The sequence below is a fragment of the Effusibacillus consociatus genome, assembly GCF_042652925.1.
GTDB lineage: Bacteria > Bacillota > Bacilli > Tumebacillales > Effusibacillaceae > Effusibacillus > Effusibacillus consociatus.
In genome coordinates, this window is record NZ_JBHSHC010000034.1 from 1 (window position 1) to 25,842 (window position 25,842).

Below are 25,842 nucleotides of genomic sequence, written 5' to 3' on the forward strand. Positions count from 1 at the left end.
ATACCGAACGGTACGTACGGTGGTGTGGGAGGCCGGCTACTCAATTAATGGGTAGCCTCCTACCCGATTTCAAGCGGCTATTTTGAATCCTGTATAACGCGAACGGTCAAAACATATACTGTATAACACCTTTGGGGGCGTGCTTTTCACGATGAAAGGGTGGGTGTTTTGAACCGATACGCTATCGGTACCGCTAAGCTGTTTGATCAGCTTGCTTTTTACTTGGAAAGAGAACTGCGGGATTTTCGACTGAACGGAGTGGAATTCACCACGGGAAGAAGCCTGTGCGGTGATTGTTGGTATTACACAATCCAGTGGAAACAAGCGATCCACGCCGAGAAAGTACAAACTGCTGTTGCAAAGGCCGTCACTGATTTCTTGACATTGGAATGGGAACAAAACAGAATTCGCAAACGGATTACAAAAGAATATACATACTATGATGCCGATGAAGTAGACTATCTCACCGAGAATGCTGTCCAGTACTTATCAACTTACAGGAGACCGAGCGCCCGTTTGTACAGACAGGCGGAAATCGAACGGGATGTATTCTGCTATGTAAGGCAAAACCCGGTTTTGCATGTGGAAGGGTTTATCCGGTTCCGGTTGCGTCATTACAGCAAAGATTTGGATCTCGCGATTGAACAGGCCATTGACCAATATCTTATGGATCGAGAATACCAGGAATTTGTGAAGCTGCTGCGGCACTTCCTGAGTGTGCAGCAATCCCGCTCGCCCCTGATACACTTGGTTCTCGATGAGGGTTGGACTCGTTTAGTCGATCACGACGGGTTCCAGATTACCGATGAAGACCTGAACCGTTTTGCTGAAGATTTGATGGATGCCGATCTGCAGCAAGATGACATGATTATTTCCACTCTAATTACGCTGGCACCCCTTTCCGTTAAGATTCATTTACCTAACCGTGTTTCGGACGATGAAGTTTTGGTCGATACGGTGAAAAGGGTTTTTGAAGAGCGAGTGACTTTATGCAGCGGGTGCACAATGTGTCAAACTCCGTTGGAATGTTGGGATCAAAATGGTCACTTCCCTCTTGACTATTCCAAATAAAAAAATTATCATTATTGACATTACAATTAAACTCGAAGGCGATGATCGAGGACAGCGTTCGTTTGTACGACTCCCAGAGAGAGAGTGTCGTGGGCTGAAAGCACTCTTGCGTAACGGCAAAGGAATGACCCCCTCGTAGCATCTCGGATGAACTCGCCCCCGATAGCATTTTATGTTTGGGGTTCCCGCAACATGGCGAGACTTATGCTTTAGCATTTAGCGAGACCTTGCGCGGCCTTGCCGCGGTTCCCGTTCTGTGCTGCATTGTCACGTCACTTTGTGGGGTGTCGTCAGTAGTTCGGGACGGATATCCCCCGTTACGGGACAATGAGAATCTGGAAATTTTCCGGATTAAATCAAGGTGGAACCACGTAAGCGACACGCTTTCGTCCTTGCAGAGTTATCTGTGAGGCACGAAAGCGTTTTTAATTTCGCTAGCTTTACTACTATTTGGGTCCTTCGTTTCACTTTGATGGGCCCGTTTTTGGGAGGATTTCAAACATGGCTGTAGATGTCGAAAAACAAATTCAAGTCGAACTGAAAGACGGTTCTGTAAGAACATACGCAGCAGGAACCACGTTATTGGATATTGCTGCTTCACTCTCGCAGGGTCTGAAGAAAAACGCGGTGGTGGGAAAGATCAACGGCAAATTGGTGGATCTGAACACGCCTGTTACGGAAGACGCCAAAGTTGAACTGTTTACTTACGATGACCCTGAAGGTCTCGAAACCTTGCGTCATTCCAATGCTCACCTGATGGCACAAGCGGTTGCCCGTTTGTGGCCGGACGTAAAGTTTGCGATTGGACCTGTAATTGAAGACGGATTTTACTATGATTTTTCCGGCCGTTCTTTTTCACCCGATGATCTCCCGTTAATCGAAAAAGAAATGGAAAAGATCGTGAAAGAAGATCTCCCGATTCAGCGTGAGGAGATCTCCCGCGAAGAAGCGCTTAAAATGTTCAGTGCGCGCGGCGACCGGTTTAAAGTTGAGATTATTAACGACCTTCCGGAAGACACTGTGCTATCGATCTACCACCAAGGGGAATTTACCGACCTTTGCACCGGGCCGCATCTGCCCTCCACCGGACGGATCAAGGCATTCAAGCTGCTTTCCATTGCAGGAGCCTATTGGCGTGGGAATGCGGAAAATGAAATGCTGCAGCGAATTTACGCAACTGCATGGCCAAAACAGTCCCAGTTGGAAGAATACCTGAAGCAGTTGGAAGAAGCGAAACGGCGTGATCATCGCCGTATCGGGAAAGAACTGAAGCTCTTTACATTGTCCAGAGAAGTCGGACAGGGACTTCCGCTCTGGCTGCCAAACGGTTCCCGCATTCGCCGGACAATCGAGCGTTACATCGTGGATCTCGAAGAAAGTCTCGGATACGAGCATGTCTATACTCCTCACTTGGCGAGCGTCGAACTGTACAAAATCTCAGGGCATTGGGATCACTATCACGAAGATATGTACCCGCCCATGAAAATGGACAATGAAGAGTTGGTTTTGCGTCCCATGAACTGCCCGCACCATATGATGCTTTATAAAAATGACATGCGGAGCTATCGTGATCTCCCTCTGCGCATTGCAGAACTCGGTATGATGCACCGTTACGAGATGTCCGGAACACTCTCGGGTCTGCAGCGGGTACGGGCGATGACCCTTAACGATGCGCATATTTTCTGTCGTCCGGATCAGATCAAGTCGGAGTTTCGTAAAGTTGTCGAATTGATTCAGCGTGTTTACAAAGACTTCCACATCCAGGATTATTGGTTCCGTCTGTCCTACCGCGATCCGAATAACACAGAGAAATACTTCCAGAATGACGAGATGTGGGAAAAGGCTCAATCCATGTTGAAAGAAGCGATGGATGAGATGGGACTTGAATATGTGGAAGCTGAGGGAGAAGCGGCTTTCTACGGCCCCAAGCTCGACGTGCAGGTAAAGACTGCAATCGGGAAGGAGGAAACCCTTTCGACTGCGCAGCTTGACTTTTTGCTGCCGGAACGATTTGGTTTGGAATATGTGGGAGAAGACGGCAAAATGCATCGCCCTGTTGTCATTCACCGTGGAATCCTGAGTACGATGGAACGGATGACCGCGTACCTGATTGAAGTGTATGAAGGGGCGTTCCCGACCTGGCTGGCTCCGGTTCAGGCAAAAATCCTGACGATCTCTCCTGCTTTTGAGGAGTATGCCCAGAAGGTGTACGAATATCTGAAGAGCAAGCGAATCCGGGTTGAACTTGATCATCGGAATGAAAAAATCGGCTACAAGATCCGCGAAGCACAGCTTCAGAAGGTTCCCTACATGCTCGTTGTCGGTGCTCAAGAAATGGAAACCGGAACAGTATCGGTGCGCAAGCGTGGAGTGGGAGACCAAGGTTCTTTATCAATTGAAGAAGCAGCAAACACAATTCTTGCAGAAATAGAAGAGAAGAAATAAGAGCAGGCAACTGGTGGTTTGGAGAACCGCCAGTTTTTTGTTTGCTTGCCTGATGTGTAGAAAACCGGAGATTTTCTGTGAAATTACAGGGTAACTTTGGGAAAACGGCGAATTCGGATGGTTTCTTGTGGGAAAAAGAGTGATGCAAGATTCGCTTCTTTAATTCGAAGGGAGTATGCTAAGTTCATTATGATTGAGGCCTAGTCCCGTTACGGGAGCGGAGGACCCACGTATTTGGGGTTAATCCTGCCGCAGTGCAGGAGGGATGTTGGTTTCCTTGCCATCCTACCCGTCAGCTAACTTCGTCGGCCAAAGCAAGGGAGATGAGCCTGAGCTTCGATACGGTGCGGTCTATCCCTTTTTTCAACAATTAACGGGAAGCTGCGCCGTTTTTTAATTGATGACAAGTATGGGTATTCTACTCAGGAATGGGTTTGTTTTGGAGGAACAGTTATGGCACAAACGATGCTCGAAAAGTGGTTGACCCCCGCCCGTATTTTGACAGTGGGGTTCGCAGCATTAATCCTGATTGGGGCAGTCCTGCTGAGTTTGCCGATCGCTTCCAAGAGCGGAGAGGGATTGAACTTTATTGACGCCCTGTTCACTGCCACCTCTGCCGTTTGCGTCACCGGATTGGTTGTAGTGGATACTTTGACCCAGTTTAATCTGTTTGGGCAGCTCGTGATCCTGTCTTTAATCCAGATTGGCGGGCTTGGTTTTATGACCGTGGCCACCTTTATCATCATTTTTACCGGAAGAAGGATTGGATTAAAAGAAAGACTGGTCATCCAAGAGGCCCTGAACGTCAATTCGATGGAGGGGGTTATTCGGCTTGCCCGCAATATTGTCTTAATCACACTTGGAATTGAACTGTTTTTCGCCGCGATTCTGGCATTCCGCTTTGCACTGGTGATGCCGATTGATCGGGCCATTTACTATGGGATTTTTCATGCAATTTCAGCTTTTTGCAACGCTGGTTTTGATTTGTTCGGGGATTTTAGAAGTCTTACCGGATTTGTCGATGATCCGACTGTCAATTTTGTAGTGATGTTGTTGATTATCCTTGGCGGGCTCGGATTTACGGTTATGGTTGACCTTTGGAAGGCGCCGAAACCGGAACGGTTATCACTTCATACAAAATTGGTCCTGATCATGACGAGTTCTTTATTACTTGTCGGAACGATTGGATACTTTCTGCTGGAAATGAACAATCCCAAAACGCTAGGGGCACTGGACTGGGAGGGAAAGATTCTGGCTTCCATGTTTGCTTCTACTACTGCAAGAACTGCCGGATACGCGACAATCGATTACGGATCCGTTTCCGACGCTTCCTTGCTTTGGACGATTCTGTTAATGTTTGTGGGGGCATCCCCCGGTTCAACCGGCGGCGGGATTAAAACAGTTACTACAATTGTGATCCTGCTCTATGTAGTCAGCGTAATTACGGGTAAAGACAGCACAGTGGCTTTCCGAAAACGAATCGACCCGAGAACCATTTATAAAGCGTTCGTTGTGGCTGTAATGGCAGCACTCCTGTTGATAGGTGTCACATTTGTACTCACATTAACCGAAGACAAAGAATTTATTCGACTTCTTTTTGAAGCCACATCGGCATTCGGAACCGTCGGGTTGTCGACTAATTTGACTCCCGAGCTTTCTCCCGTTGGAAGGCTTATTCTTATACTTACCATGTTTGCGGGACGAGTGGGACCCGTAACACTGGCGCTTGCATTGACAGTTCGTGCTCACGAGAAAGCGTTAATCAAATACCCGGAAGAAAAATTGTTTGTGGGCTGAGGAGGTTTATTCAATGAAACAATATGCGATCATAGGTATGGGGCGATTTGGTACCAGCGTTGCGAGAGAACTGTATGAAATGGGATATGAAGTATTGGGGATTGATTCCAATGAAGATCGCATCCATGATGCGGTGGACTATGTGACACATGCGGTTACAGCCGATTCAACCGATGAGAACGCCCTAAAAGCATTGGGAATCCGAAACTTCGATGTTGTCGTTGTGGCAATTGGGGCAGATATTCAGTCTTCCATTCTGACGACCTTGATCCTGAAGGAACAAGGTGTGAAGCAAATCGTTGTGAAAGCCCAAAATGAATTGCACGGTAAAGTACTGTCCAAAATTGGGGCGGATAAAGTGGTGTATCCGGAACGGGACATGGGCGTGCGAGTGGCCCACAACCTGATCTCGCCAAATATCCTCGATTATATCGAGTTATCCCCGGAATACAGCATGGTGGAAATTGTAGCGAATGAGAAAATGGTCGGAAAGACATTGGCCGAATCGGATATCCGCAAAAAATTCGGCTGCACGGTGATGGCAATCAAAACTGGAGACAAAATCAATATTTCCCCCATGGCACAGGACAGGATTAAACAAGGGGATGTTCTTGTTGTAATTGGGAAGAATGATGATCTTCAGGAACTGGAAGAACAAGCTTAGAATTTCATGAGCACAGTCGTGCCCGGGCACGCTTTTAGAAAGGTGGAGTGGAATTGGAACGCATCACATCGACCCGTAACAGTCGGGTAAAAGATTGGGCCGCGTTAAAACAGAAAAAGTATCGGGATCAGACCAACCTGTTTTTTATAGAAGGTATTCGGCTTGTGGAGGACGCTCTTGAGTCGCAGGCTCCACTTGAAACCATTCTGGTTCTTGATGATTTGATTCCCACAGGACGATTGGATCGGATCGTCAATGGCACCCATTCACTCGGTATTGAGTTGATTGAAGTAAATCAGGCGGTTCTTGAACATGTAGCAGATACAAAAACCCCGCAAGGAGTCATCGCAATTGGCCGGCAGTATCAACATAACAAGGAAGGACTGATTGCGAGCAAAACCAATCCTCTGTATCTCGTGTTGGACAACATTCAGGATCCCGGGAATCTGGGCACTATGATCCGTTCCGCGGATGCGGTGGGGGCGGCCGGAGTATTCGTTGGTTCAGGCAGTGTCGATCTCTACAATCCAAAAGTAATTCGCGCTACGATGGGGTCACTTTTCCACCTGCCCGTGATTGAAGTTTCTCTGAGGGAACTGTTCCCGTTGCTGCGTCAGCATGATGTGACTGTAATCGGCGCTTCGACTGGTGCGGAAGAAGAGCTTTATGCGGTTGATTTGACAGGGGGAACTGCGATTGTCATCGGTTCGGAGGCGCATGGTATTTCCGGGGAAATTCGACAACAAATCGACAAATGGATTTCTCTTCCGATGCCTGGTAAGGCAGAATCGTTAAATGCTGCAATTGCCTCAAGTATAATCTTGTACGAGACTTTACGACAAAGAAAAACGAAAGAATGACGCCTGTGGATTCAGTTTCCACAGGTTTTTTGATGTCCGTATGAAAGGATTCCACTTTTTTCTGTTGAATGATAAGAGAAGCATCATTTGGAGGTATAGGTAAATGATACACAAAATGAGAGTGGATGCAGGCCGATTCATACAGGGGATTATCTTGTCGGGGTTCACGGCACTTCTTCTGAAATTGTTCTGGACGGGGGAAATCCGAAAGCTGGTTGCTCCTCATATGATGGTCTTGCTGGCTGTTACGGTTGGGGTGCTGATTATGATGACCGCTTACGCGTTTCTGACAATGCGATGTGTTGGAGATGAGTGCTGTCATGAGCATGGTGAGAATTGCGGTCACGATCACGACCATGACCATCGTGTGCAAAAAATATGGGCTGTACTGATACTGCCGGTGGTACTGGGGATGGCGGTCCCTACACAATCGCTCGGCACTTCCATGTTAAGCAGTGGGATGTACGCCAAACCGGCCAATGCGAAAACCGTTGATTTGGCAAGTGTGCCGAAAGTGAAGGTGGAGGGTGCTTCGCTTCCGGCGAAACCCGAAACGGGTTCAGAAGTTTCGATGTATGAAGTGATGAATAATATTTTGATTGTACCAGAGAACTATTTCAATCAAAGATACAAGTATACGGGGTTCGTATACCATCCGGACGGATGGCCGGAGAATCGGATGGTGATTATGCGTTACGTAATGGTGCATTGTGCTGCCGACACACTGCCTGTTGGGGTGACCGTGGAGGTGGAAGGAGCGTCAAAATATAAGAATGATACATGGATCCAGATTGATGCGACTCTGTCCACGCGAAAGTCTCCGGAGATCGATCAGGTTCCGCCGGTCAGCTGGTACTATGGTTATGAGGACAAACCGGTGCTCGAGGCCCATGAGATCAAAATCATCGATGAGCCGAAAGAGCCGTACCTTTATCCGTTTGGGAAGACCGGCATTTCAGGGGGGAACTGACGATGTGGCAAGCAGCTCAGACTATTTTTCTGTCGATTGTCCTGGAGTCGCTGCCGTTTGTTCTGTTGGGAGTGATACTGTCATCGCTGATCCAGGAATTTGTGTCTCGTGAACGGATGCTTCGAATGCTGCCGAAGAATAAAGGGCTTGCTGTAGTAGCTTCTTCTTTTCTCGGATTTCTTGTCCCGGTATGTGATTGTGGGACGATTCCGATGGCCCGCAGTCTGATGCGAAAAGGGGTTCCCGTTTCAGCGGCTATGTCATTTGTACTGGCGGCACCTGTTGTAAATCCGATGACAATGTTGGCCACCTTTGTGGCGTTTGGAATGAATCCGACCATGATGTGGGCGCGAACGGCTGCGGCTTTTGGGGTTGCTGTATCGATCGGTTGGGTGCTTCTTTTACTTGAATCCCGAAAGGCAATTCAAACGCCCCTTCGGCCGGAGGAATTAACGGTGTTGGAATTGGCTTCTACCGGAACAATGCCTGCCAAACGTTCCATCAAACAGGTGACCGGTTCGGTCATTCAGCATGCAATTGCAGAGTTTTTCGAGATTATGGGATTTGTAGTTCTAAGTGCAACGGTAGCCGCGTTGCTGCAAACATTTGTGCCTTCATCCGCGCTCGCTCCGGTCGGGGAACATCCAGTATTTTCGGTACTTGCGATGATGGGACTTGCAATACTATTCTCGCTGTGTTCGGCTGCTGACGGGTTTGTGGCACGCTCTCTCGCCGGGTTGACAACGAACGGCGGTGTACTTGGCTTCCTGGTAATCGGGCAGATGATCGATATTCGGAATCTGTTTTTGTTCCCGAGAATTTTTCCCAAAAGAGTTATTATGATCACCTTCTTTATGGCATTCGTCCTCACCTTATTTGCAGGAATTTGGGTAAATGTGAAATAATCCGGGCATTCTACCGCATAGGAGGTGTCTTCTGTGCGGTATGGACTCATCACTTCATTTCTGATCAAATGGTTGGGCACAGTTGCGGCAGTTTTATTTATTGGTTTGTTTTTTCCTTTATATGGAGTAATGAACCTCTTTCATGCGGTACTATTGGGAACGGTTATTACAATAGTTGGCTTTGTGGCGGATCGTGTGATTCCGACCATCTCCAATCATATTGTGGCCGTGTTTTCCGATTTTCTCATGGCGGCTGTGATCACCTACCTAGGCAATTTTATATTGCCGGGCATGCGGGTTACGTGGACATTTGCAGTCATTACGGGGCTGCTGGTAGCAGGAGTGGAAATCTTTTTCCATGCGAAGTTTCTGCCGGGTCGGGAGCGGGGGTAGTGCAGCATACCCTGCATTATTTGATACCTTCTTGCGTTCCTCTATTCACTGTACTATACTAAGTACTGAAATTCCAAAAACGAACAGCAATGCAGGAGAGAGTACGGACAGCAAGTGCCTTCCAGGGAGAAGATGCCGTAGACTGCAAGCATCTTCAGGACACACTGTGCGGAAGTTCACTCTGAAGCTGCCGCCTGAACGAATCCGAGTGAGAAGGATATTCGAGTAGGGTAGGCCGGGAATGTCCCGTTATCGTAACGAAGTGAAGCAGAATGGCGCCATTCTTTGGTTGGGCGGCGTCTGCTTAATTAGGGTGGTACCACGGAATTTACAACCTTTCGTCCCTTTTTGGACGAAAGGTTTTCTTTATGAAATCGATGGGGAGGATTCGAATGAAAGAACAGCTACAGGAACTTCGCGAGAAAGCATTGGCTGATCTCGCACAACGAGTACAACAAAATGAGCTGATTGATTGGAAAGTGCAGTATCTTGGCAAAAAAGGGGAACTAACCTCCATCATGCGCGGAATGGGCCAGGTATCTGCGGAAGAGCGCCCCATTATCGGGCAGCTGGTCAACGAAGTGCGAGAGGCACTGGAACAGGCGTACGAAGAGAAAGAAACCGAGTTTCGCCGCGCTGCGTTGGAGCAGAAGCTTCAATCGGAAACGATCGACGTTACACTGCCGGGAAGAACATTTCCCGCAGGCGTAATCCATCCGCTTACCCGAGTGATTCAGGAGATCGAAAATATTTTTATCGGACTTGGTTTCGAAGTCGCCGAAGGTCCGGAAGTGGAAACAGATTATTACAACTTTGAAGCTCTCAATCTGCCGAAAAATCACCCTGCTCGAGACATGCAGGATACTTTCTATTTGACGGAAGAAATTTTGATGCGTACACATACTTCCCCCGTTCAAGTACGGACTCTTGAAGCGAAAAAAGGAACGGTGCCGGTCCGAATCATTTGTCCCGGTCGCGTCTACCGTCGTGACGATGATGATGCCACCCATTCACACGTCTTTACGCAGGTGGAAGGACTCGTGGTTGACCGGAATATCCGGATGAGTGATTTAAAAGGAATTCTGTTGACGTTCGCCCGTCAAATGTTTGGACAGGGACAGCAAATTCGTCTGCGTCCCAGCTACTTCCCGTTCACCGAACCGAGTACGGAGGTGGATGTAAGCTGCTATGCGTGTCATGGCGACGGCTGCAGAATCTGCAAGCACACGGGGTGGATTGAGATCCTGGGAGCGGGAATGGTGCACCCTCGAGTGCTGGAGATGTCCGGTTACGATTCCGAAGAATATACAGGATTTGCTTTCGGGATGGGCATCGAACGGATCGCGATGCTGAAGTACGGAGTGGACGATATTCGCCATTTCTATGTAAATGACGTTCGCTTCTTGAAGCAATTCATGAACCGCGGCTAGGGAGAGGGTGTTGATTTATGAAAATCTCATACAAATGGTTGCAGGAATATATCGATTTGGGAGCTGACATGACCCCGGAAAAATTGGCCGATCTGCTGACAAACCACGGAATTCCGGTTGAAGTGATCGAGCCCCTGAACAAAGGAATTAAAGATGTTGTCGTAGGACATGTATTGCATACGGAACAACATCCAAACGCCGATCGCCTGAGAGTGTGCACAGTTGATGTGGGTGGACCGGAAAAACTGCAAATCGTGTGCGGCGCCCCGAACGTGAAGCCAGGTCAAAAAGTCGCTTGTGCTGTTGTGGGAGCAGAGCTGCCCGGTGGCGTAAAGATTAAGCGAGCGAAGCTGCGTGACGTTGAATCGCAAGGCATGCTCTGCTCCGCCAGCGAATTGGGAATGGATATCAAGCTTCTTCCAAAGGAACAAACCGAAGGGTTGTATATCCTTCCGGAAGATACACCGGTTGGCGAATCGATGCTGCGGGTGCTCGGCTTGGACGATGTGGTAATGGAGCTTGAGTTAACCCCGAATCGTGCGGATTGTTTGAACTATCGGGGAGTCGCTTACGAAGTGGCGGCTATTCTCGGAAAAAAACCAAAGTTTGTAGAGGAGCCAAGTACAAAGCAAACCGGTTCTGTCGAATCTCCGGTGAAAGTTCGAATCGAATCTCCCAACTGCACGCAATATGCGGCTCAAGTTGTAAAAGGCATCCAAGTCAAACCGTCTCCGCTGTGGCTGCAGATGCGATTGCTTGCGGTTGGAGTCAGACCGATCAACAATATTGTGGATGTCACCAACTATGTGATGTTTGAGTACGGTCAACCGCTGCATGCTTTCGATCTGTCCGAAATTAACGAGTCGACCATTGTGGTGCGGCAGGCCAAGGAGAACGAAAATCTCGTGACTCTGGATGGACAAGAGCGTTCCCTTGATCCTTCCATGCTGGTGATCGCAGATCCGAAGCGAGCAGTGGGACTCGCGGGCGTTATGGGCGGGGAGAACTCGGAGGTTCGCGATACCACCACCGATATTGTGTTGGAATCAGCCTGTTTTGAGGCGGGCACAACTCGCCAAACAGGCAAGAAATTAGGGCTCCGTTCAGAAGCACAGATGCGTTTTGAGAAGGGAATCGATCCGGCGGTGATGCGTCCCGCTTTGAAACGGGCGGCAGCTCTGATTGCGGAACTTGGCGGGGGAGAACTTGTCGGAACCGCTGCGGAACTGGTTCAACAACAGGCGGAACCATTGCATCTCCAGCTTCGTGTGAGTCGGACCAATCAGGTGTTGGGAACAAGTCTGTCGGATGATACAATTGAGGTACTTCTGCGCAAGCTGGGATTTGAAACGAGCCGTGTGGACAATGACACAATTTCAGTTGTGGTCCCCACCCGTCGACCTGATATCACCCGAGAAATTGATTTGATTGAAGAAGTGGCGCGCTTGCATGGGTATGACAAGATCGGCACCACGATGCCGGAGGGAGTCCTGTCTCAAGGTGGACTCACTTCCCAGCAGCGTCTGCGCCGGACGATCCGGGAGCTTCTGACGGGGATGGGGCTGTTCGAAGTGTTGACTTACAGCTTTACGAATCCAACATGGATGGAACCGCTCGGGTTGGAAGAAGACTCCCCGCTGCGGAAACAGCTTCCTCTTGCGCTTCCGATGTCAGATGAACGCAAGGTTCTCAGAACAACAATTCTGCCGAGTCTTGTGGAAGTGGTCCAGTACAATCTGAATCGCAAGAATCTGGATCTGGCTTTGTTCGAGATCGGCAAAGTGTTTGTAACCAAAGAATTGCCGGTCACCGAGCTGCCCAGCGAGGATGTCAAGGTGACAGGGATCTTTACCGGAAATTTCGGACCTTTGGCAATTGGGGAGAAGGCTCGAAAGGTCGATTTTTACACGGTAAAGGGGATTGTGGAATCGCTTCTTCGGAACCTTGGCATTCCAGACGCACGTTATCAGCCGGTAACTGTTCCTGGCATGCATCCGGGTCGTACCGCTTCGATTGAGGCCAAAGGGATAATGATAGGCTATGTGGGCTCGCTTCATCCAAGTGCGGAAGAAGCGTGGGATTTGAAAGAAACGTTTTACTTCGAATTGAATCTGGCGGCTCTGGAAAAAGCAGTTGAACCCAAAATCGAATTCCGCGCGCTTCCGAAATTCCCTGCGATTGAAAGAGATTTGGCAGTCGTTGTGCCGCTTGATGTTCCGGCAGGTTCTTTGGAACTCGCAATTCGGGAAGCAGCGGGCGATCTGTTGGAGGAAGTCCGTTTATTTGATGTATATCAAGGCGAACAGGTGGAATCTGGCAAGAAATCAGTTGCATTCTCCATCGTGTATCGAGCGGAAGACAGAACTCTTACGGATGAAGAAGTACAGGTTCGGCACAATAAAGTTGTAGAATCTCTGGAAACAGGATTCCAAGCGGAACTTCGCGCCTGATGCAGGATTTTACTCTTTCTGAAACGAAAAGTATAGAGACTGTTATAAAGGGGGCGAGTCCCTTGCAGAAAGAGGAAAACAATCGAATTCGAGTAGATATATACGGGCATGAATACCAACTTCGCGGCAAAGCTTCTGTCGAACACATGAGGTTGGTAGCCGGCCTTGTAGATGATAAGATGCGAGAAATCGCCAAAAGCAATCCCCGCCTGGATCTGAATCGCCTGGCGGTGCTGGCTGCTGTCAATATCGCGGACGAATATTTGCGGTTGCGGCAGGAATACGAAGAATTGCTAAAGCTGTTGGAACGTTCACAGGAACGGCCCCAAGGGAGATTTGAACTGTGACAGTTACGGACATTCTATTGACAGGGATCCTTCTCTATTTTATTTGGAATGGCTACCGAACCGGATTCGTCATGCAGGTGGTCAATTTCGTCGGGATGTTTGTCGCCTATTGGGCAGCAAAAACATACAGTCCCACCATGGCAACATGGCTTCAAGCCGTATTGGGAAAAAGCAGTGTACCTTCTTCCACGGAGGCGGGACTTGCGAATCTGGGAACCGCTCTTGCCCAAAATGTGATTCAAAGCGGATACGGAGTAATTGCGTTTGGACTGGTTTTTATAACCGGTTTACTGATGACCCGAATCGCCGGACGGATGATTGACCTTGTTGTTTCCCTGCCCGGCCTTTCCTTTATTAATCGGGTGTCGGGGTTATTGGCCGGTCTGATTGTCGGGGTGCTGATCCTGATTGTGGCCGTGAATCTGGGTTCCTACCTTCCAGCCCCTGCAATACAAACAGCAATCAAGAATTCTCAGGTTGCTTCCACGTTGTTGGACACCGGGCTGAGCCGGTTGTTGTTTGACAATCGTTTCTAGAAACATTTATACAGACTGCTGGAATTCCGGCAGTCTGTTATTTAGTATTTTTGGGGTTCTTGGGCACCGTATCCTCTAGGAGGTGCCAACGTGAACAACGGACAGATAGCCTATCGATTGAGTCAAATCGCGACATTGTTGGAATTGACGGAGGAGGATTTTTTCAAGGTTCGAGCCTACCGAAATGCGGCGGATGCGGTTGCACGTTTCCAAATGCCAATAATCGAGAAAGGGCGTCTGCACGAGCTTCAAGGAATTGGGCGAGGAATCTCAAAGGTGATTCGGGATTTGGTTCGTACCGGAACGAGTCCGATTTTAACTGAGCTGCAGGAGAAGCTGCCCGGTGAGCTGCCCCTTATGCTTCAGATTCCGGGAATTGGTCCAAAGTCGATCAAACGGATCTATCAGAATTACAAATCCGAACGATCGATGAATTGGAGCTTGCTTGCAAAGAACATCGGATTCAGGCGTTAAGCGGATTTGGCCCGAAAGCGGAAGAGAACATTCTGAATGGGATACGCTCACTCCGACAAAGCCGCAGAAACGGGTACTGTGATCGAAATGAACTGTACCCCCAACCGTTTGGATCTGAATGATCTGGCGGCAAAAGGGCACGAGAGCTCGGTGTGAAATTGGCAATCAACACGGATGCCCATGAAGTGGATGAGCTATCTTCCATGCGTCTTGGAGTGGCTACCGCCAGAAGAGCCTGGCTTACCGCTGACGATGTAATTAACACATGGAGTGCGGAACGGCTGGACCAATTTTTACGGCAGAAAAGAAAAAGAGCATTCGAGGAGCATGCCGACAAATAAGACGTAAGAGAGCGGCCCCTGAGCCAACATGCCCCGCAAAATGCTCGATTAGTCTCGACGATCCCCTATTCTGTCTCGGTCACCAGCTGTCCCACGCCGCATAACATTGCTTGGTACAAACAAATCGATGATACCGATCACAAGCGAAGCGAGCAGGGCTCCCAGAATAGTTACGCGCATACCAGGCACAAACCATTGTGCGATATAAATCACCGCAGCGGAAGATAAAAAGCCTGCAATTCCTCTCGCGAACGGAGAGACCTCCCGCCCAAACAGACGCTCAATCACCCAACCAAGCGCTGCGATTACAATGGCAGCCAAGATGGCGCTGAAGAAAGTGAGACCTGTGAAACCGGGAACGATAAACCCTACAATCATCAAAACAATGGCTGAGACCACAAATCGCACGATAACTCCCACCAAGTTACTCATCACCAAACGCCTCCTTTGATGTTACAATAGGTAAGGGTCCAGCTCACAGTTAGTGTCACCGCAAGTGAGGGATTCTATAGCAGAAAATGTTGCCACAGGAGGAAAGCATATGAATCAGCGGGTGCTTCGTGTACTCGAATATCATAAAATCATAGAAAAACTGATAAATCACGCCAGCACCAACATGGGGAAGGAATTGGCGGAGCAGCTGCAGCCGGTTTCCCACTTGGATGAAGTCCGGCAAGCGCTTGCCGCAACGGAAGAAGGAAGAACCGTGTACCGTCTGAAAGGGCTGATCCCTTTTGGAGGAATTCGCGATATACGGCAGGCGGTGAAACGATCCGCAGTGGGTAGTATGCTCGATGCGAAGGAACTGCTTGATGTAGCCGATACCATCATGGCGGGACGTCGTCTCCGCAAGTTTTTGCTCGATATTTCGAATGAGCATCCGATCCCGACTTTGCAAGGTTTAGCGGGAGAAGTGTTTGAACTTCGCCCGGTTGAGGAAGAAATTCGGGCGGCAATTGACAACAATGGAGAAGTTGCGGATCACGCGTCGCCGGAACTCAAAAGCGTGCGAAATGAGATTCGCCAAACACAAGCGAGGGTTCGAGACAAACTCGATTCCATTCTACGGAGTCCCGACTGCCAAAAAATGATGCAGGAAGCGATTGTAACGATCCGCAATGACCGTTATTGCATCCCGATCAAAGCGGAATATCGAGGAGTATTTGGCGGAATTGTCCACGACCAATCCTCTTCGGGAGCCACCTTGTTTATTGAACCGGCGGCTGTTGTCCAATTGAACAACGGGTTGCGTGAATTGGAAGTCAAGGAGAGACGGGAAATCGAACGCATCCTTACTCGATTGACGGCGCTGGTGGGCAGTGAGGCGGAGATTTTGCAATCCGGGCTCGCGGCTCTGGCTGAGATCGATTTTATTATTGCCAAAGCGAGCTTGGCTCATGAGATGAAGGCGGCTTTTCCAAGAGTAAACGATGAAGGACGAGTCCGGCTGAAGAAAGCGGTACATCCCTTATTGGATCGCAGTCGAGCAGTGCCCATTGATATTCGGCTTGGCGATGAGTTTAATTTGATCGTCATTACCGGTCCAAATACGGGCGGGAAAACCGTCACACTGAAAACGATTGGGCTTCTGAGCCTGATGGCAATGTCAGGACTGCATGTTCCGGCTGATGAGGGAAGCGAAGTTTCAACATTTGATGAAGTGTTCGCGGATATTGGAGATGAACAAAGCATTGAGCAGAGCTTGTCCACTTTTTCCAGTCATATGACCCATATCACTGAAATTCTTGAAAAAATGGATTTCCGCTCATTGGTTCTCCTCGATGAATTGGGAGCGGGGACCGATCCGGCGGAAGGCGCTGCCCTCGCGCAAGCCATTCTTGAATTCCTTCGGAAACGGGGAGCCAAAACAGTTGCCACCACCCACTATAGCGAGCTCAAAGCATACGCCTACTCCCAACCGGAGGCGATCAATGCTTCCGTTGAATTTGATGTGGAAAGCCTTCGCCCGACTTACCGTTTGTTAATCGGGGTTCCCGGGCGATCGAACGCGTTTGCAATCTCCGAACGACTGGGGCTGCGCAAGGAAATCATTGAAGATGCGAAGTCCCGAATGACCACGGAAGATGTACAGGTTGACGATTTGATTCGCAAGCTGGAAGCGAACCAGCTTCAAGCGGAGAAGGACCGGCAGGAAGCGGCGGCGATGCGTAAAGAAATCGAATCGCTGCGCCGGCAATTTGAAAAAGAACGTGAGCAGTTCCTGCTTCAACAGGAACGCATGGTGGAACGGGCCGAGGAGGAAGCTCGTGAAATTGTGAAAAAAGCAGAACGGGAAGCTCAGGAGATTATCCAAGAACTGCGCAAAATTCGCGATCAGGAACAGACTAGCTTTAAAGAGCACCATCTGATTGAACTGCGCAAAAAATTGGAAGCGGCGGCACCTACCCGTCGCGAACGAAGGATCCAACGCAAAGTAAACGAGGCTAAAGAGATTCGTACCGGCGATTCAGTGCAGGTTTTGACGTTTAATCAAAGGGGAACCGTTTTGGAGGTCGGGTCGAATGAAGCTCTTGTCCAAATCGGCGCCATGAAGATGAAAATCAAATTGTCCGAATTGGAGAAACTGGAAGAGAAGAAACAGGAAAAAACACGCGGCATTGTGACCCGAAAATCAGACGAACCCACCAAGCTGGAGTTGGATTTGCGCGGCTCAACGATCGAAGAGGCTGCCTACGAGATTGACCGGTATTTAGATAATGCGGTTATGGCGGGCTTGTCGCAGGTATCCATTATTCATGGAAAAGGGACCGGAACACTCAGGGCGGGGGTACATGAATTCTTGCGAAACCACCCGCAGGTTCGTTCTTTCAGAATCGGCGAGCACGGCGAAGGACATACAGGGGTTACGATTGTGACATTGAAATAACCAAAAAATCAGGCTCTTACCTTGCGTATAATACGCAAAGTAGCAAAGTAGGAGCTCTTTTTATTACCTGCTTTTACCTTTGATTTGTCCCGGATTCGTCCGTGGCATGATGAACTTCATAAGCGGCCCGAATACCGGATTCAATCGCCCCTTCAATCCAGGCGCGGGTCTCAAACAAACCATGGTTGATGTATATGATCGCCGGCAGAAAAATATTGTGGAGGGAACGGGAAATCGCCAGCGAAAAAGGGATAGACCCTGCTTTATCATATCTTCAGGTCTATCCCGGATTCTCGTTTTTTTCAACTTATGGTTTTCCGCTTGCCACGTTGGACGGGGAGGAAACCTGACCGGCTGAGTTCACAGCTTTCACCCGGTAGGAGTAAGTGACTCCGTCCTCCAAATTCGTATCGGTATAATCGGTTCCTGTCACCTCAGCAACTTGCTGCCAGGAAGTCCCGTCGTTTCGCTCAATCACATAGTGAACTGCGCCAGATACCGAGTTCCAAGTGAGCCTCAGACTGCCCGTCCCTTCGCTTTTCACCGACAATGTAGGAGCGGCGGGAGCGGGCGCAGGGGCAGTGCTTCCCACCTTAACAGGTGCAGAGTAGGCAGATGTGGAAGATTCATTTTTTGCCGCAACTTTGTACCAAACGCTTGCGCCTGATGCAGTCACATCTTGATAGCTGGTACCGGATAGGATGCTCAACACATCATATGACGTTCCGTCCAGGCTTCTGTAAAGAACGTACTGGGCGGCTCCCGATACAGGTTTCCATGAAACAGTGATTCCGGCCGGACTGCTTGATGCGGTGAGCCCTGTTGGCGCAGGGAGTCCAACTTCATTCGGCTGACCCGGTGTTACGGACACAGATTCTTTTGCCGGTTGAATGGCTCCGTCGGCAACGGTCGCCACTTTGTAATAATAAGTGGTTCCGGGTTGTATCGTCGAATCAGTATACTCGGTGCTTGTTAAGAGCTGAGATACAATATCAAACGGTCCTGTTGGCGAGGTAGAGCGGAGAACCACATATCCCTCTGCGCCTTGAATTCCATTCCAGCCGAGCGAAATGGAAGTAAGGGTACTTCCGGTCACTTTCAAACCGGTTGGTGATGGCAAGCTCGGGCCGTCTTTTTCGTCATTTCCGAATTCCTTCGGCAGTTCCAGATCTGCATCCAAAGGTTTCGGGAATCCGGGCGGCACTGTGTAAGGCTGGCGTTTAATAAAGATTCCTTCCTTGACGATTCCGCCAAAAGTGCTGACTTTGTCGTTCAGCAAGTATTTCTTGCCGTTGATTTCAACATATTTTACTTTCACCATAACATCGCAGGCTTCTTTTGGTTCGGTGCCTGCTACAAACAAGTCGGTGGTTACAGTATTTAAAGCCCGGCAGAGGTCTGTCGGGATTTTGCCCGACTTGGTGCAAACCTCAGCACGAACAATACCGGTCGGCATGCCAGGGAATTCGCCTTCTGCCACAGGCATTTTCGGATACACGCGATCCATAATGCCATTCCACAACAGGATCGGGCGTACTCCCGATGAATCTGTCCGACTCAAACGATCCATTGGGTAAGGAATGTCATATCCGATCCAAATCCCAAGGGTGACGCTTGGTGTGTAGCCAATGAACCAGGAATCGGTGGTGCCGTCAGTTGTACCTGTTTTTCCGGCGATCGGCCGTCCCGGAAAATGGGATCCGATACCTGACGCCGTGCCCCGCTTCACAATATCCCGCATCATGTCAGTCAGAACATACGCGGTTTGCGGGGAAAATACCCTGGTTTCCTTCGGCTTGTGTTGATAGATCACTTTCCCGTTGCGATCAACAATTTTTGTAACCAGATGGGATTCCTTCCATAGCCCCGCATTTGCGAACGTTGTGTAAGCGCTCGTGGCTTCCTCAACAGTTAAACCGTACGCAAGGCCTCCGATGCCCGAGACCAGATGCTCGTCACTTTTCTCGATATGAGAGGCGCCCATTTTTTTTACGTAATCAAGTCCGACCGCAGGCGTAACCGCTTGGGTTGCTTTGATGGCCGGGATGTTATAAGAGTGCAGCAATGCTTCTCTAACCGTAATCAATCCGTGAAATTTCCTGTCGTGGTTCATCGGATAATGGGTGGAACCGCCGTTAGGGAGCGCCATCGGAACATCATCCAGCACGGAACCCGGGGACAATAACTTCTTTTCGGCTGCCGGAGCGTATACGGACAACGGTTTCATAGTGGAACCGGGCTGCCGCGGGAGAGTCGCATGGTTGTTCTGATCTCGCTTGTAATCCCGTCCGCCGCCCATTGCCAGCACAGCACCGGTCTTATTTTCGATCAAGGCAGCGCCTGCCTGTTGAATGGCATCCGTCACTTTTTTGCCATCCTTGCCGGTGTAGCTGATCGGACTCCCGTAAAAATTCTTGTCGTTGCTCAAAACTTCATCCACTGCATCCTGCATTTGACGGTCGATTGTGGTGTAGACTTTGAAACCGCCTTTAAAAAGGGCCTGTCTGGCGTCATCCAAACTGTCATATTTGGTGACGGTCATCAGTTTCTCGGCCGCACGCTGTTCCACTTCCGAAATAATAAACGGATAATTGCCGTATCCGGTAGTCGTAACTTTTGGCTGGGCGATCGAAGCTTTAATATCAAATGCGCGGGCTTCTTTGTACTCTGCTTCCGTTATTTTCCCCGATTCCATCATTTCTTTCAGAACGTAGTCCTGGTACTCGAGCGCCTGATCCAGACGGGTATAGGGATTGTATTTGCTGGGATTGTTAAGCATTGCTGCAAAGATTGCGGCTTGTGCCAGATTGATTTCTTTTGGGTCCTTGCCGAAGATTGCTTTGGAAGCCGCTTTAATCCCGTAGATGTTGGAATAACCGGATTTTCCGAAATAAATCCAATTCAGGTAATGAACGAGGATCTCATCCTTCGTCATGGCCTGCTCCAATTGGGTAGCCAAATACATTTCCTGCACTTTTCGCTTGATCGTTTGCTCTTGTGCAGGGAACATCACCAGTTTTACTGTTTGCTGGGTAATCGTACTTGCTCCCGAAATTACCCCTCCGCCGATAAAGTTTTGATAGGCAGCCCGCAGAACGGCCAGTGGATTCACACCAAAATGGCCGTAGAAGTTTTTATCTTCCGCTGCGATAAATGCATCCACTATGTATGGAGAGACTTCATTAAGGCTTTTGATCAGCTCCCGGTTGCCGTCCGTTTGCATGGACCCGAGAAATTCACCGTTCCTGTCATACACATTTGTCGTGGAAGAGAGGTTGGCAAATGCTTGAGGGGTAAACGACGGTGCGTCTTTTATCAGGTAATACGCGTAACCGGCACCCGATAACATTCCCAACATGCCCAGAACAAGTATGGAAAGTACCGTAATCTTCGCCCATAGGCGCAGCTTTCTCTCCTTTTTGTTCGATCGAGCCAGGTCCTCGGAAGATGTTTGTTTATCTTTTGTCATCAGAGTTCCCCCTTAAATGTGTCTCCATTATACCAAATTTGAAACCGGTTTGAGAGACTTGGTTCGACCCGTTTTGACAATGTTTGTTTGCATATGATAAATTTATGTACAAAAAGTTTAGAATAAACAGGATTTCCAAAAACATACTTGATGTATGCGTGCGTGTCGTATAAGAGAATCCTTTCCGCGGGCGGCTGCTTGTTAGGTCTGCGCCTTGGGAGGGTTTTATTTTTATGTAACGGGGGACAGGACTCATGACAAAGGAAGCGACGGAAGTCAAAGATCCAAAGATTGAACAGGAAGTGGAACGGCAGCTTTCTGTGATCCGGATGGGCACAGCCGAAATCGTACCGGAAGACGAACTGGTCAAGAAACTTCGCCGTTCGATTCAGACTCATAAACCGCTGCTCGTCAAACTCGGAGTAGATCCATCGGGTGCCGATTTGACACTGGGGCATACAGTCGTTTTGAACAAAATGTGGCAATTTCAAAATCTTGGTCATCGCGTTCAGCTGTTAATCGGTGATTTTACAGGAATGATTGGGGATCCGACCGGAAAATCGGAAACACGTAAACAGTTAACCCGGGAACAAGTGCTGGAAAACGCGAAATCATATGCGGATCAAGCGTTCAAAGTGTTGGACCCGGAGAAAACGGAGATCGTATACAACTCCACCTGGTTAGCGCCTCTGAATTTTTCGGACGTTATAAGGTTGACTTCCACCATGACCGTAGCCCGTATGCTCGAGCGGGAAGATTTTCAGAAACGGTTCGCGGGCAATCTTCCGATTTCGCTGCATGAATTCCTGTATCCGCTGATGCAGGGTTACGATTCGGTGGCGATGCGGGCAGATATTGAACTTGGCGGTACCGATCAGAAGTTTAATTTGCTGATGGGCCGCATGCTGCAAAAAGAGTTTGGTCAGGAGCAGCAGATCGCCATCATGATGCCCATCCTCGAAGGTTTGGACGGAGTCCAGAAAATGTCAAAGTCCCTGGGGAATTACATTGGGATTAACGAGTCTCCGAATGATCAATACGGAAAAACCATGTCCATTCCTGACGAACTGATGATCAAATATTATGAGTTGGTTACGGATGTATCGGTCGAAGAACTGGAAGCGATTCGAGCGGGACTTGCCGACGGAAGTCTTCACCCGCGAGATGCAAAAATGCGACTTGCCCGGGAAATTGTAACTCGTTATCACGGGGAAGAGGCTGCCAAAGCTGCGGAAGAGCATTTTAAAACAGTATTTCAACAGGGATCGATTCCTGACAATATTCCGGAAGTACGCCTTGATGCAGGTACTTACTGGATTGTCAAATTACTGACAGACACTAACTTATGCCCTTCAAACGGCGAAGCAAGACGGATGATCCAACAAGGCGGAGTGAAAATCAACGGGGAAAAAGTCGACAGTGCAGAAACGCAAATTGCATTGGAAGATGGCATGATTCTTCAGGTGGGCAAGCGGAAATTTGCAAAGATTCTGCTCGAGCCTTAAAAATTTTTTGCGAAAAATTTGGCGAGTCTTGCAGGAAAATGACGAAACAAATCTAAATTCATTCATGATGGTTTTAAATCATGATTTGAATTTAAGGGGCGTACGTGCGATGGTTTCTTGGGGAAATTTTACCGAAGCGATTTTTGATGGTGTTCCGACAGGCGTAATTGTAATTGATGCAGAAGGCAAAATTGCTGACATCAATCGATTCGCTGTCACGCTTTTTCAAATCGAAAAGGCGGATTGGGTTGGACGCTCTGCTTCCGAAATATTTCCCGAGTTGGATATGAGCCTGATTCGACAAGCGAGCAGCGAACAAGTGCCAAGGAAAATCGATGAACTGTCGGTTCAGACCAACGGAAATGAACTGATTCTTTCCGCAGAGGTTGTTCCCCTCATTGCATTAGGGCAGACGGCGGGCACTATTCTCGCTTTTCAAGATCGCACAGAAGCGTTCCGGATTCGCGAAGAGATTCTGCAAGCGGAAAAGATAGCTGCCATTGGCAGCATGGCGGCGGGGACCGTGCACGAAATCCGCAATCCGCTTACTACAATCAAGGGATTTCTTCAGTTGTTTGAAAAAGACGTTCAAAAACTTTCCGGTTTGGGTCTTGTGCAGAAAAGTTTTTCGGATAAATGCAGCAACATTTTCCCTTTGCTGCTTTCTGAAATCCATAAAATTGAACAGATTCTCCGCGACTTTCTGCTCATCAGCAAACCGCAAGAAGTTCGTTTTAAAGTGCTGAGGATCAATGATTTGCTTAATGAAGTGATGCCAAAGCTTCAAGAATTCGCCCTGCTGCACGATGTAAGCATCCTGTGTGAGTTTCCCAGAAAAAATTTGAAGTTTATCGGAGATCCCGAAGAATTGAAATGTGTCATCATGAATCTTGTGCAGAACTCTTTGGAAGCAATTTCGGGGAACGGTGAGATCAAACTGTCGGTGGAAACGTTGGAAGAGAGCTTCCGGTTGACCGTGGTCGACAATGGCAGCGGGATCCCGGAGGAACAACTTTCGGCTATTTTTGATCCGTTTATTACAACGAAACCTGACCGTCCCGGCTTGGGCTTATCCGTTTGCCAGCAGGTAATTGCCAGAATGGGCGGAAGCATTTCGATTACAAGTGAACCCGGAAAAGGGACAACCGCGCGAGTGGAGATTCCCTGCCTGCATGAAGATATTCTCAATTTGGAACAGATTCGCCCAAATTATCCCAAAGAAACGGCCCTTCGTTAGGGCTGTTTTTTTGCTTTTTGTACTGCATGGCCCTCTTGGTTCATAAAATGAACCCGAAGGGAGTGAGGCGTAGATGATGAGGTTTCGAAGGAGACGAATGCGTCTGCGCAAGCCCGTGAAACGGTGGAAAGTAATTGCTTTAATGAGTTTGCTTACAGCGATTTTTATATCCGTGCAGACCGTGATCTTTCTCGAATACAGCCTTCGGCCGGTTTTTGTTTCTATCGCGGAAAATTATGCCCGGCAAATCGCTACAGAAGCTATCAACGATGCCATAACGAAAAAAGTTACGGAAGAAACGGATTACAAGCAGATCGTGCAATTTATTAAGGATGACAGGGGGACGATACGTTCAGCTGTATTTAATATGACTGAGGCCAATCGGATGAAGGCTCAAACCACCAATCGTGTCCAAAGTGTTCTCAAGGAAATTGAACAACGGGAAGTTCGGCTTCCGGTTGGGCAAGCGATGCATTCGACCATTTTAGCCACATTCGGTCCCAAAATCCCAATTCAGATTGTCCCGCTGGGAACGGCCAAATCCGATATTGTGCAAGATTCGCAAACGTTGGGAATCAACCAAACCAAATATTCATTAATACTCGACATGCATGTGCAGGTGAACATCATAATCCCTTTCGTATTACCCCGTCCCGTTGAAATCCCTACCCGGGTTCCGATTGCTTCGTTTGTGATGATTGGAGAAGTACCACAATATTTTTTTGACGCGACAGGAACACCGTTTGTTCCGCCGGGGATACCTTATCAGCTTCCCGGACCGGCAACTACCGCTCCCAAATAAAAAATTCAGCTAAGAAAAGGTGCCTCCGTAAAAAATGCGGAGGTTTTTCTGTGTTGATTGGTGTATATGGAGCCGATGCCATGTTATACTTGTTCCGGCATTAAAGTGCATCAAGGACCGGGAATGACAGTTTTCGTTTAAGGGTGTGAGCTTTAATGAATCAGGTCACAAAAGAATTTGTGCGTTTGTTTAATGAAGAAGAAGATTACTATGAGTGTCATGAAATCTTTGAATTAGCCTGGAAAGGAACGGATGATCCGATTGACGGACCTTTTTATAAAGCGCTGGTCCAAGTGGCTACGGCTCAGTTTAAATTAAAAAAAGGGATGCTTCGGGGAATACGCAAACTTTATCAATATTCATCTCCAACATTGCATTCATTGCCTGATGTGGTTCAAGGAATCGATATTGTGAAATTGCGTGAGGATTTCAAGGAACTGATCCGTTCCTTGCCTGATGAGGACTATATACCAGAAGGCGCTTATGCACACTTTGGACTTCAGGTGATGAAGATCCGCTGCGTTGATGAGAAACAAAAGAAATAGAAATGAAAAATGAAGGATAGGCTAAAAAACAGCAGGAGATTTTAACGTGCTTTCGTTAATCATGAAATTTGTTTTGTTTTGTTTTTTAATGTTGATTGAGTTCTAAATGTCAGCATGATATGATATTCCTTGTCGCCTCGGGAGAGCGTGAGAGCGTTCGGATCGCGAGTGATGGAAAAACAAAAAAACATCCGAATGTAATAGAATTTACCAGTTGAAATGCTGGTGCGGATGTGATAAGATAGCATTTGTCGCTGTTTGCGATGACAACGGCGAAAAACAAAAGGATCTCCACTAAGAAAATCGTCATTCATGGCGATAGTGTGAAGTGGATCATCCTGATCAAGTCGTTCTTTGCACCGCAAGGGTACAAGTAACGCTAAGGTTTTTGGAACAGGAAACCCCGCTAAGAGCGTTGACGTCCATGTCAAGTCGAATAGAAACGCCACGTCCATGTGGCATATTCGACACTAGCACATCGTGTGCGTCGCAACGCTAGCGGATAGATCATCCTGATCTAAGTCGTTCTTTGAAAACTGAATCGTGTAGGGAGCTAGGAATAACTAGTTTGGCTCGTTTGAGTCTAATTATTGATGGTAGCCCCGCTAAGAGCAACCGCATCCGTGCGGTCAATGCGGGACGAGTCATCAATAGAGGTCGCCCCGAAAAGTTCGTCCGCATCCGTGCGGACAAATCGGGGTAGATCTTCCTGAT

At 48.5% G+C, this 25,842-nt stretch carries 21 protein-coding genes, 1 riboswitch and 1 other annotated feature; of the genes, 19 read left to right on the top strand and 2 right to left on the bottom strand.

Annotation, left to right across the window (positions count from 1 at the left end; all coding sequences use genetic code 11):
* Positions 1 to 168 precede the first annotated feature (168 nt).
* From ytxC to ACFO8Q_RS06095, 14 genes are all read left to right on the top strand, one after another.
* On the top strand, positions 169 to 1,071 hold the full coding sequence (ytxC, locus tag ACFO8Q_RS06030; RefSeq protein WP_380024830.1) for a sporulation protein YtxC: 903 nt from the start codon (positions 169 to 171) through the stop codon (positions 1,069 to 1,071).
* A 501-nt stretch (positions 1,072 to 1,572) separates the two neighbouring features.
* Complete coding sequence (thrS, locus tag ACFO8Q_RS06035; protein WP_380024831.1) at positions 1,573 to 3,516, top strand: threonine--tRNA ligase; 1,944 nt, start codon at positions 1,573 to 1,575, stop codon at positions 3,514 to 3,516.
* A 187-nt stretch (positions 3,517 to 3,703) separates the two neighbouring features.
* Positions 3,704 to 3,842, top strand: a riboswitch (cyclic di-AMP (ydaO/yuaA leader).
* 127 nt (positions 3,843 to 3,969) lie between these two features.
* Positions 3,970 to 5,313 (top strand): TrkH family potassium uptake protein, encoded by a 1,344-nt coding sequence (locus ACFO8Q_RS06040; RefSeq protein WP_380024832.1) that lies wholly within the window; start codon positions 3,970 to 3,972, stop codon positions 5,311 to 5,313.
* 13 nt (positions 5,314 to 5,326) lie between these two features.
* Entirely contained in the window at positions 5,327 to 5,977 is a 651-nt protein-coding gene (locus tag ACFO8Q_RS06045; RefSeq protein ID WP_380024833.1) for a potassium channel family protein, read from the top strand.
* Positions 5,978 to 6,030: 53 nt separating this feature from the next.
* Positions 6,031 to 6,837, top strand: a complete 807-nt coding sequence (locus ACFO8Q_RS06050) for a TrmH family RNA methyltransferase (protein WP_380024834.1) — start codon at positions 6,031 to 6,033, stop codon at positions 6,835 to 6,837.
* 103 nt (positions 6,838 to 6,940) lie between these two features.
* The gene (locus tag ACFO8Q_RS06055) at positions 6,941 to 7,807 is read left to right on the top strand and encodes a TIGR03943 family putative permease subunit (RefSeq protein ID WP_380024835.1); all 867 of its coding nucleotides are present in this window, start codon (positions 6,941 to 6,943) and stop codon (positions 7,805 to 7,807) included.
* Between the two features lie 2 nt (positions 7,808 to 7,809).
* A complete protein-coding gene (locus tag ACFO8Q_RS06060) occupies positions 7,810 to 8,712 on the top strand; it encodes a permease (RefSeq protein WP_380024836.1) in 903 nt (300 codons plus the stop codon).
* Between the two features lie 33 nt (positions 8,713 to 8,745).
* Positions 8,746 to 9,105, top strand: coding sequence for a DUF2512 family protein (locus ACFO8Q_RS06065; protein ID WP_380024837.1), 360 nt, complete (start codon positions 8,746 to 8,748; stop codon positions 9,103 to 9,105).
* A gap of 80 nt (positions 9,106 to 9,185) precedes the next feature.
* Positions 9,186 to 9,454 (top strand) — a binding site (T-box leader).
* Between the two features lie 43 nt (positions 9,455 to 9,497).
* On the top strand, positions 9,498 to 10,535 hold the full coding sequence (pheS, locus tag ACFO8Q_RS06070) for a phenylalanine--tRNA ligase subunit alpha (RefSeq protein WP_380024838.1): 1,038 nt from the start codon (positions 9,498 to 9,500) through the stop codon (positions 10,533 to 10,535).
* A 17-nt stretch (positions 10,536 to 10,552) separates the two neighbouring features.
* Positions 10,553 to 12,985 (top strand): phenylalanine--tRNA ligase subunit beta, encoded by a 2,433-nt coding sequence (pheT, locus tag ACFO8Q_RS06075; RefSeq protein WP_380024839.1) that lies wholly within the window; start codon positions 10,553 to 10,555, stop codon positions 12,983 to 12,985.
* Between the two features lie 62 nt (positions 12,986 to 13,047).
* A complete protein-coding gene (zapA, locus tag ACFO8Q_RS06080; protein WP_380024840.1) occupies positions 13,048 to 13,332 on the top strand; it encodes a cell division protein ZapA in 285 nt (94 codons plus the stop codon).
* A complete protein-coding gene (locus ACFO8Q_RS06085; RefSeq protein ID WP_380024841.1) occupies positions 13,329 to 13,868 on the top strand; it encodes a CvpA family protein in 540 nt (179 codons plus the stop codon). Before zapA ends, ACFO8Q_RS06085 begins: the two co-directional genes overlap by 4 nt.
* Positions 13,869 to 13,958: 90 nt before the next feature.
* Positions 13,959 to 14,342 (top strand): hypothetical protein, encoded by a 384-nt coding sequence (locus ACFO8Q_RS06090; protein ID WP_380024842.1) that lies wholly within the window; start codon positions 13,959 to 13,961, stop codon positions 14,340 to 14,342.
* Between the two features lie 152 nt (positions 14,343 to 14,494).
* The gene (locus tag ACFO8Q_RS06095; protein WP_380024843.1) at positions 14,495 to 14,683 is read left to right on the top strand and encodes a hypothetical protein; all 189 of its coding nucleotides are present in this window, start codon (positions 14,495 to 14,497) and stop codon (positions 14,681 to 14,683) included.
* Positions 14,684 to 14,731: 48 nt separating this feature from the next.
* On the opposite strand, the gene ACFO8Q_RS06100 is transcribed toward ACFO8Q_RS06095, so the two are convergent.
* The gene (locus tag ACFO8Q_RS06100; RefSeq protein WP_380024844.1) at positions 14,732 to 15,115 is read right to left on the bottom strand and encodes a phage holin family protein; all 384 of its coding nucleotides are present in this window, start codon (positions 15,113 to 15,115) and stop codon (positions 14,732 to 14,734) included.
* 109 nt (positions 15,116 to 15,224) lie between these two features.
* Between ACFO8Q_RS06100 and ACFO8Q_RS06105 the strand changes: the two genes are divergently transcribed.
* On the top strand, positions 15,225 to 17,570 hold the full coding sequence (locus ACFO8Q_RS06105; RefSeq protein ID WP_380024845.1) for an endonuclease MutS2: 2,346 nt from the start codon (positions 15,225 to 15,227) through the stop codon (positions 17,568 to 17,570).
* Between the two features lie 307 nt (positions 17,571 to 17,877).
* Here the strand turns inward: ACFO8Q_RS06105 and ACFO8Q_RS06110 are convergent, their stop codons facing one another.
* A complete protein-coding gene (locus ACFO8Q_RS06110) occupies positions 17,878 to 21,039 on the bottom strand; it encodes a PBP1A family penicillin-binding protein (RefSeq protein ID WP_380024846.1) in 3,162 nt (1,053 codons plus the stop codon).
* Between the two features lie 254 nt (positions 21,040 to 21,293).
* On the opposite strand from ACFO8Q_RS06110, the gene tyrS reads away from it, so the two are divergent.
* The 4 genes from tyrS to ACFO8Q_RS06130 all read left to right on the top strand — a co-directional run bounded on the left by tyrS (position 21,294) and on the right by ACFO8Q_RS06130 (position 25,128).
* Positions 21,294 to 22,544 carry a tyrosine--tRNA ligase gene (tyrS, locus tag ACFO8Q_RS06115; protein ID WP_380024847.1) on the top strand — a complete coding sequence of 417 codons (1,251 nt, stop codon included), beginning with the start codon at positions 21,294 to 21,296 and terminating at the stop codon, positions 22,542 to 22,544.
* Positions 22,545 to 22,653: 109 nt separating this feature from the next.
* The gene (locus tag ACFO8Q_RS06120; RefSeq protein ID WP_380024848.1) at positions 22,654 to 23,781 is read left to right on the top strand and encodes a two-component system sensor histidine kinase NtrB; all 1,128 of its coding nucleotides are present in this window, start codon (positions 22,654 to 22,656) and stop codon (positions 23,779 to 23,781) included.
* 73 nt (positions 23,782 to 23,854) lie between these two features.
* Entirely contained in the window at positions 23,855 to 24,583 is a 729-nt protein-coding gene (yunB, locus tag ACFO8Q_RS06125) for a sporulation protein YunB (RefSeq protein WP_380024849.1), read from the top strand.
* 155 nt (positions 24,584 to 24,738) lie between these two features.
* A complete protein-coding gene (locus ACFO8Q_RS06130) occupies positions 24,739 to 25,128 on the top strand; it encodes a DUF309 domain-containing protein (RefSeq protein ID WP_380024850.1) in 390 nt (129 codons plus the stop codon).
* Positions 25,129 to 25,842 lie beyond the last annotated feature (714 nt).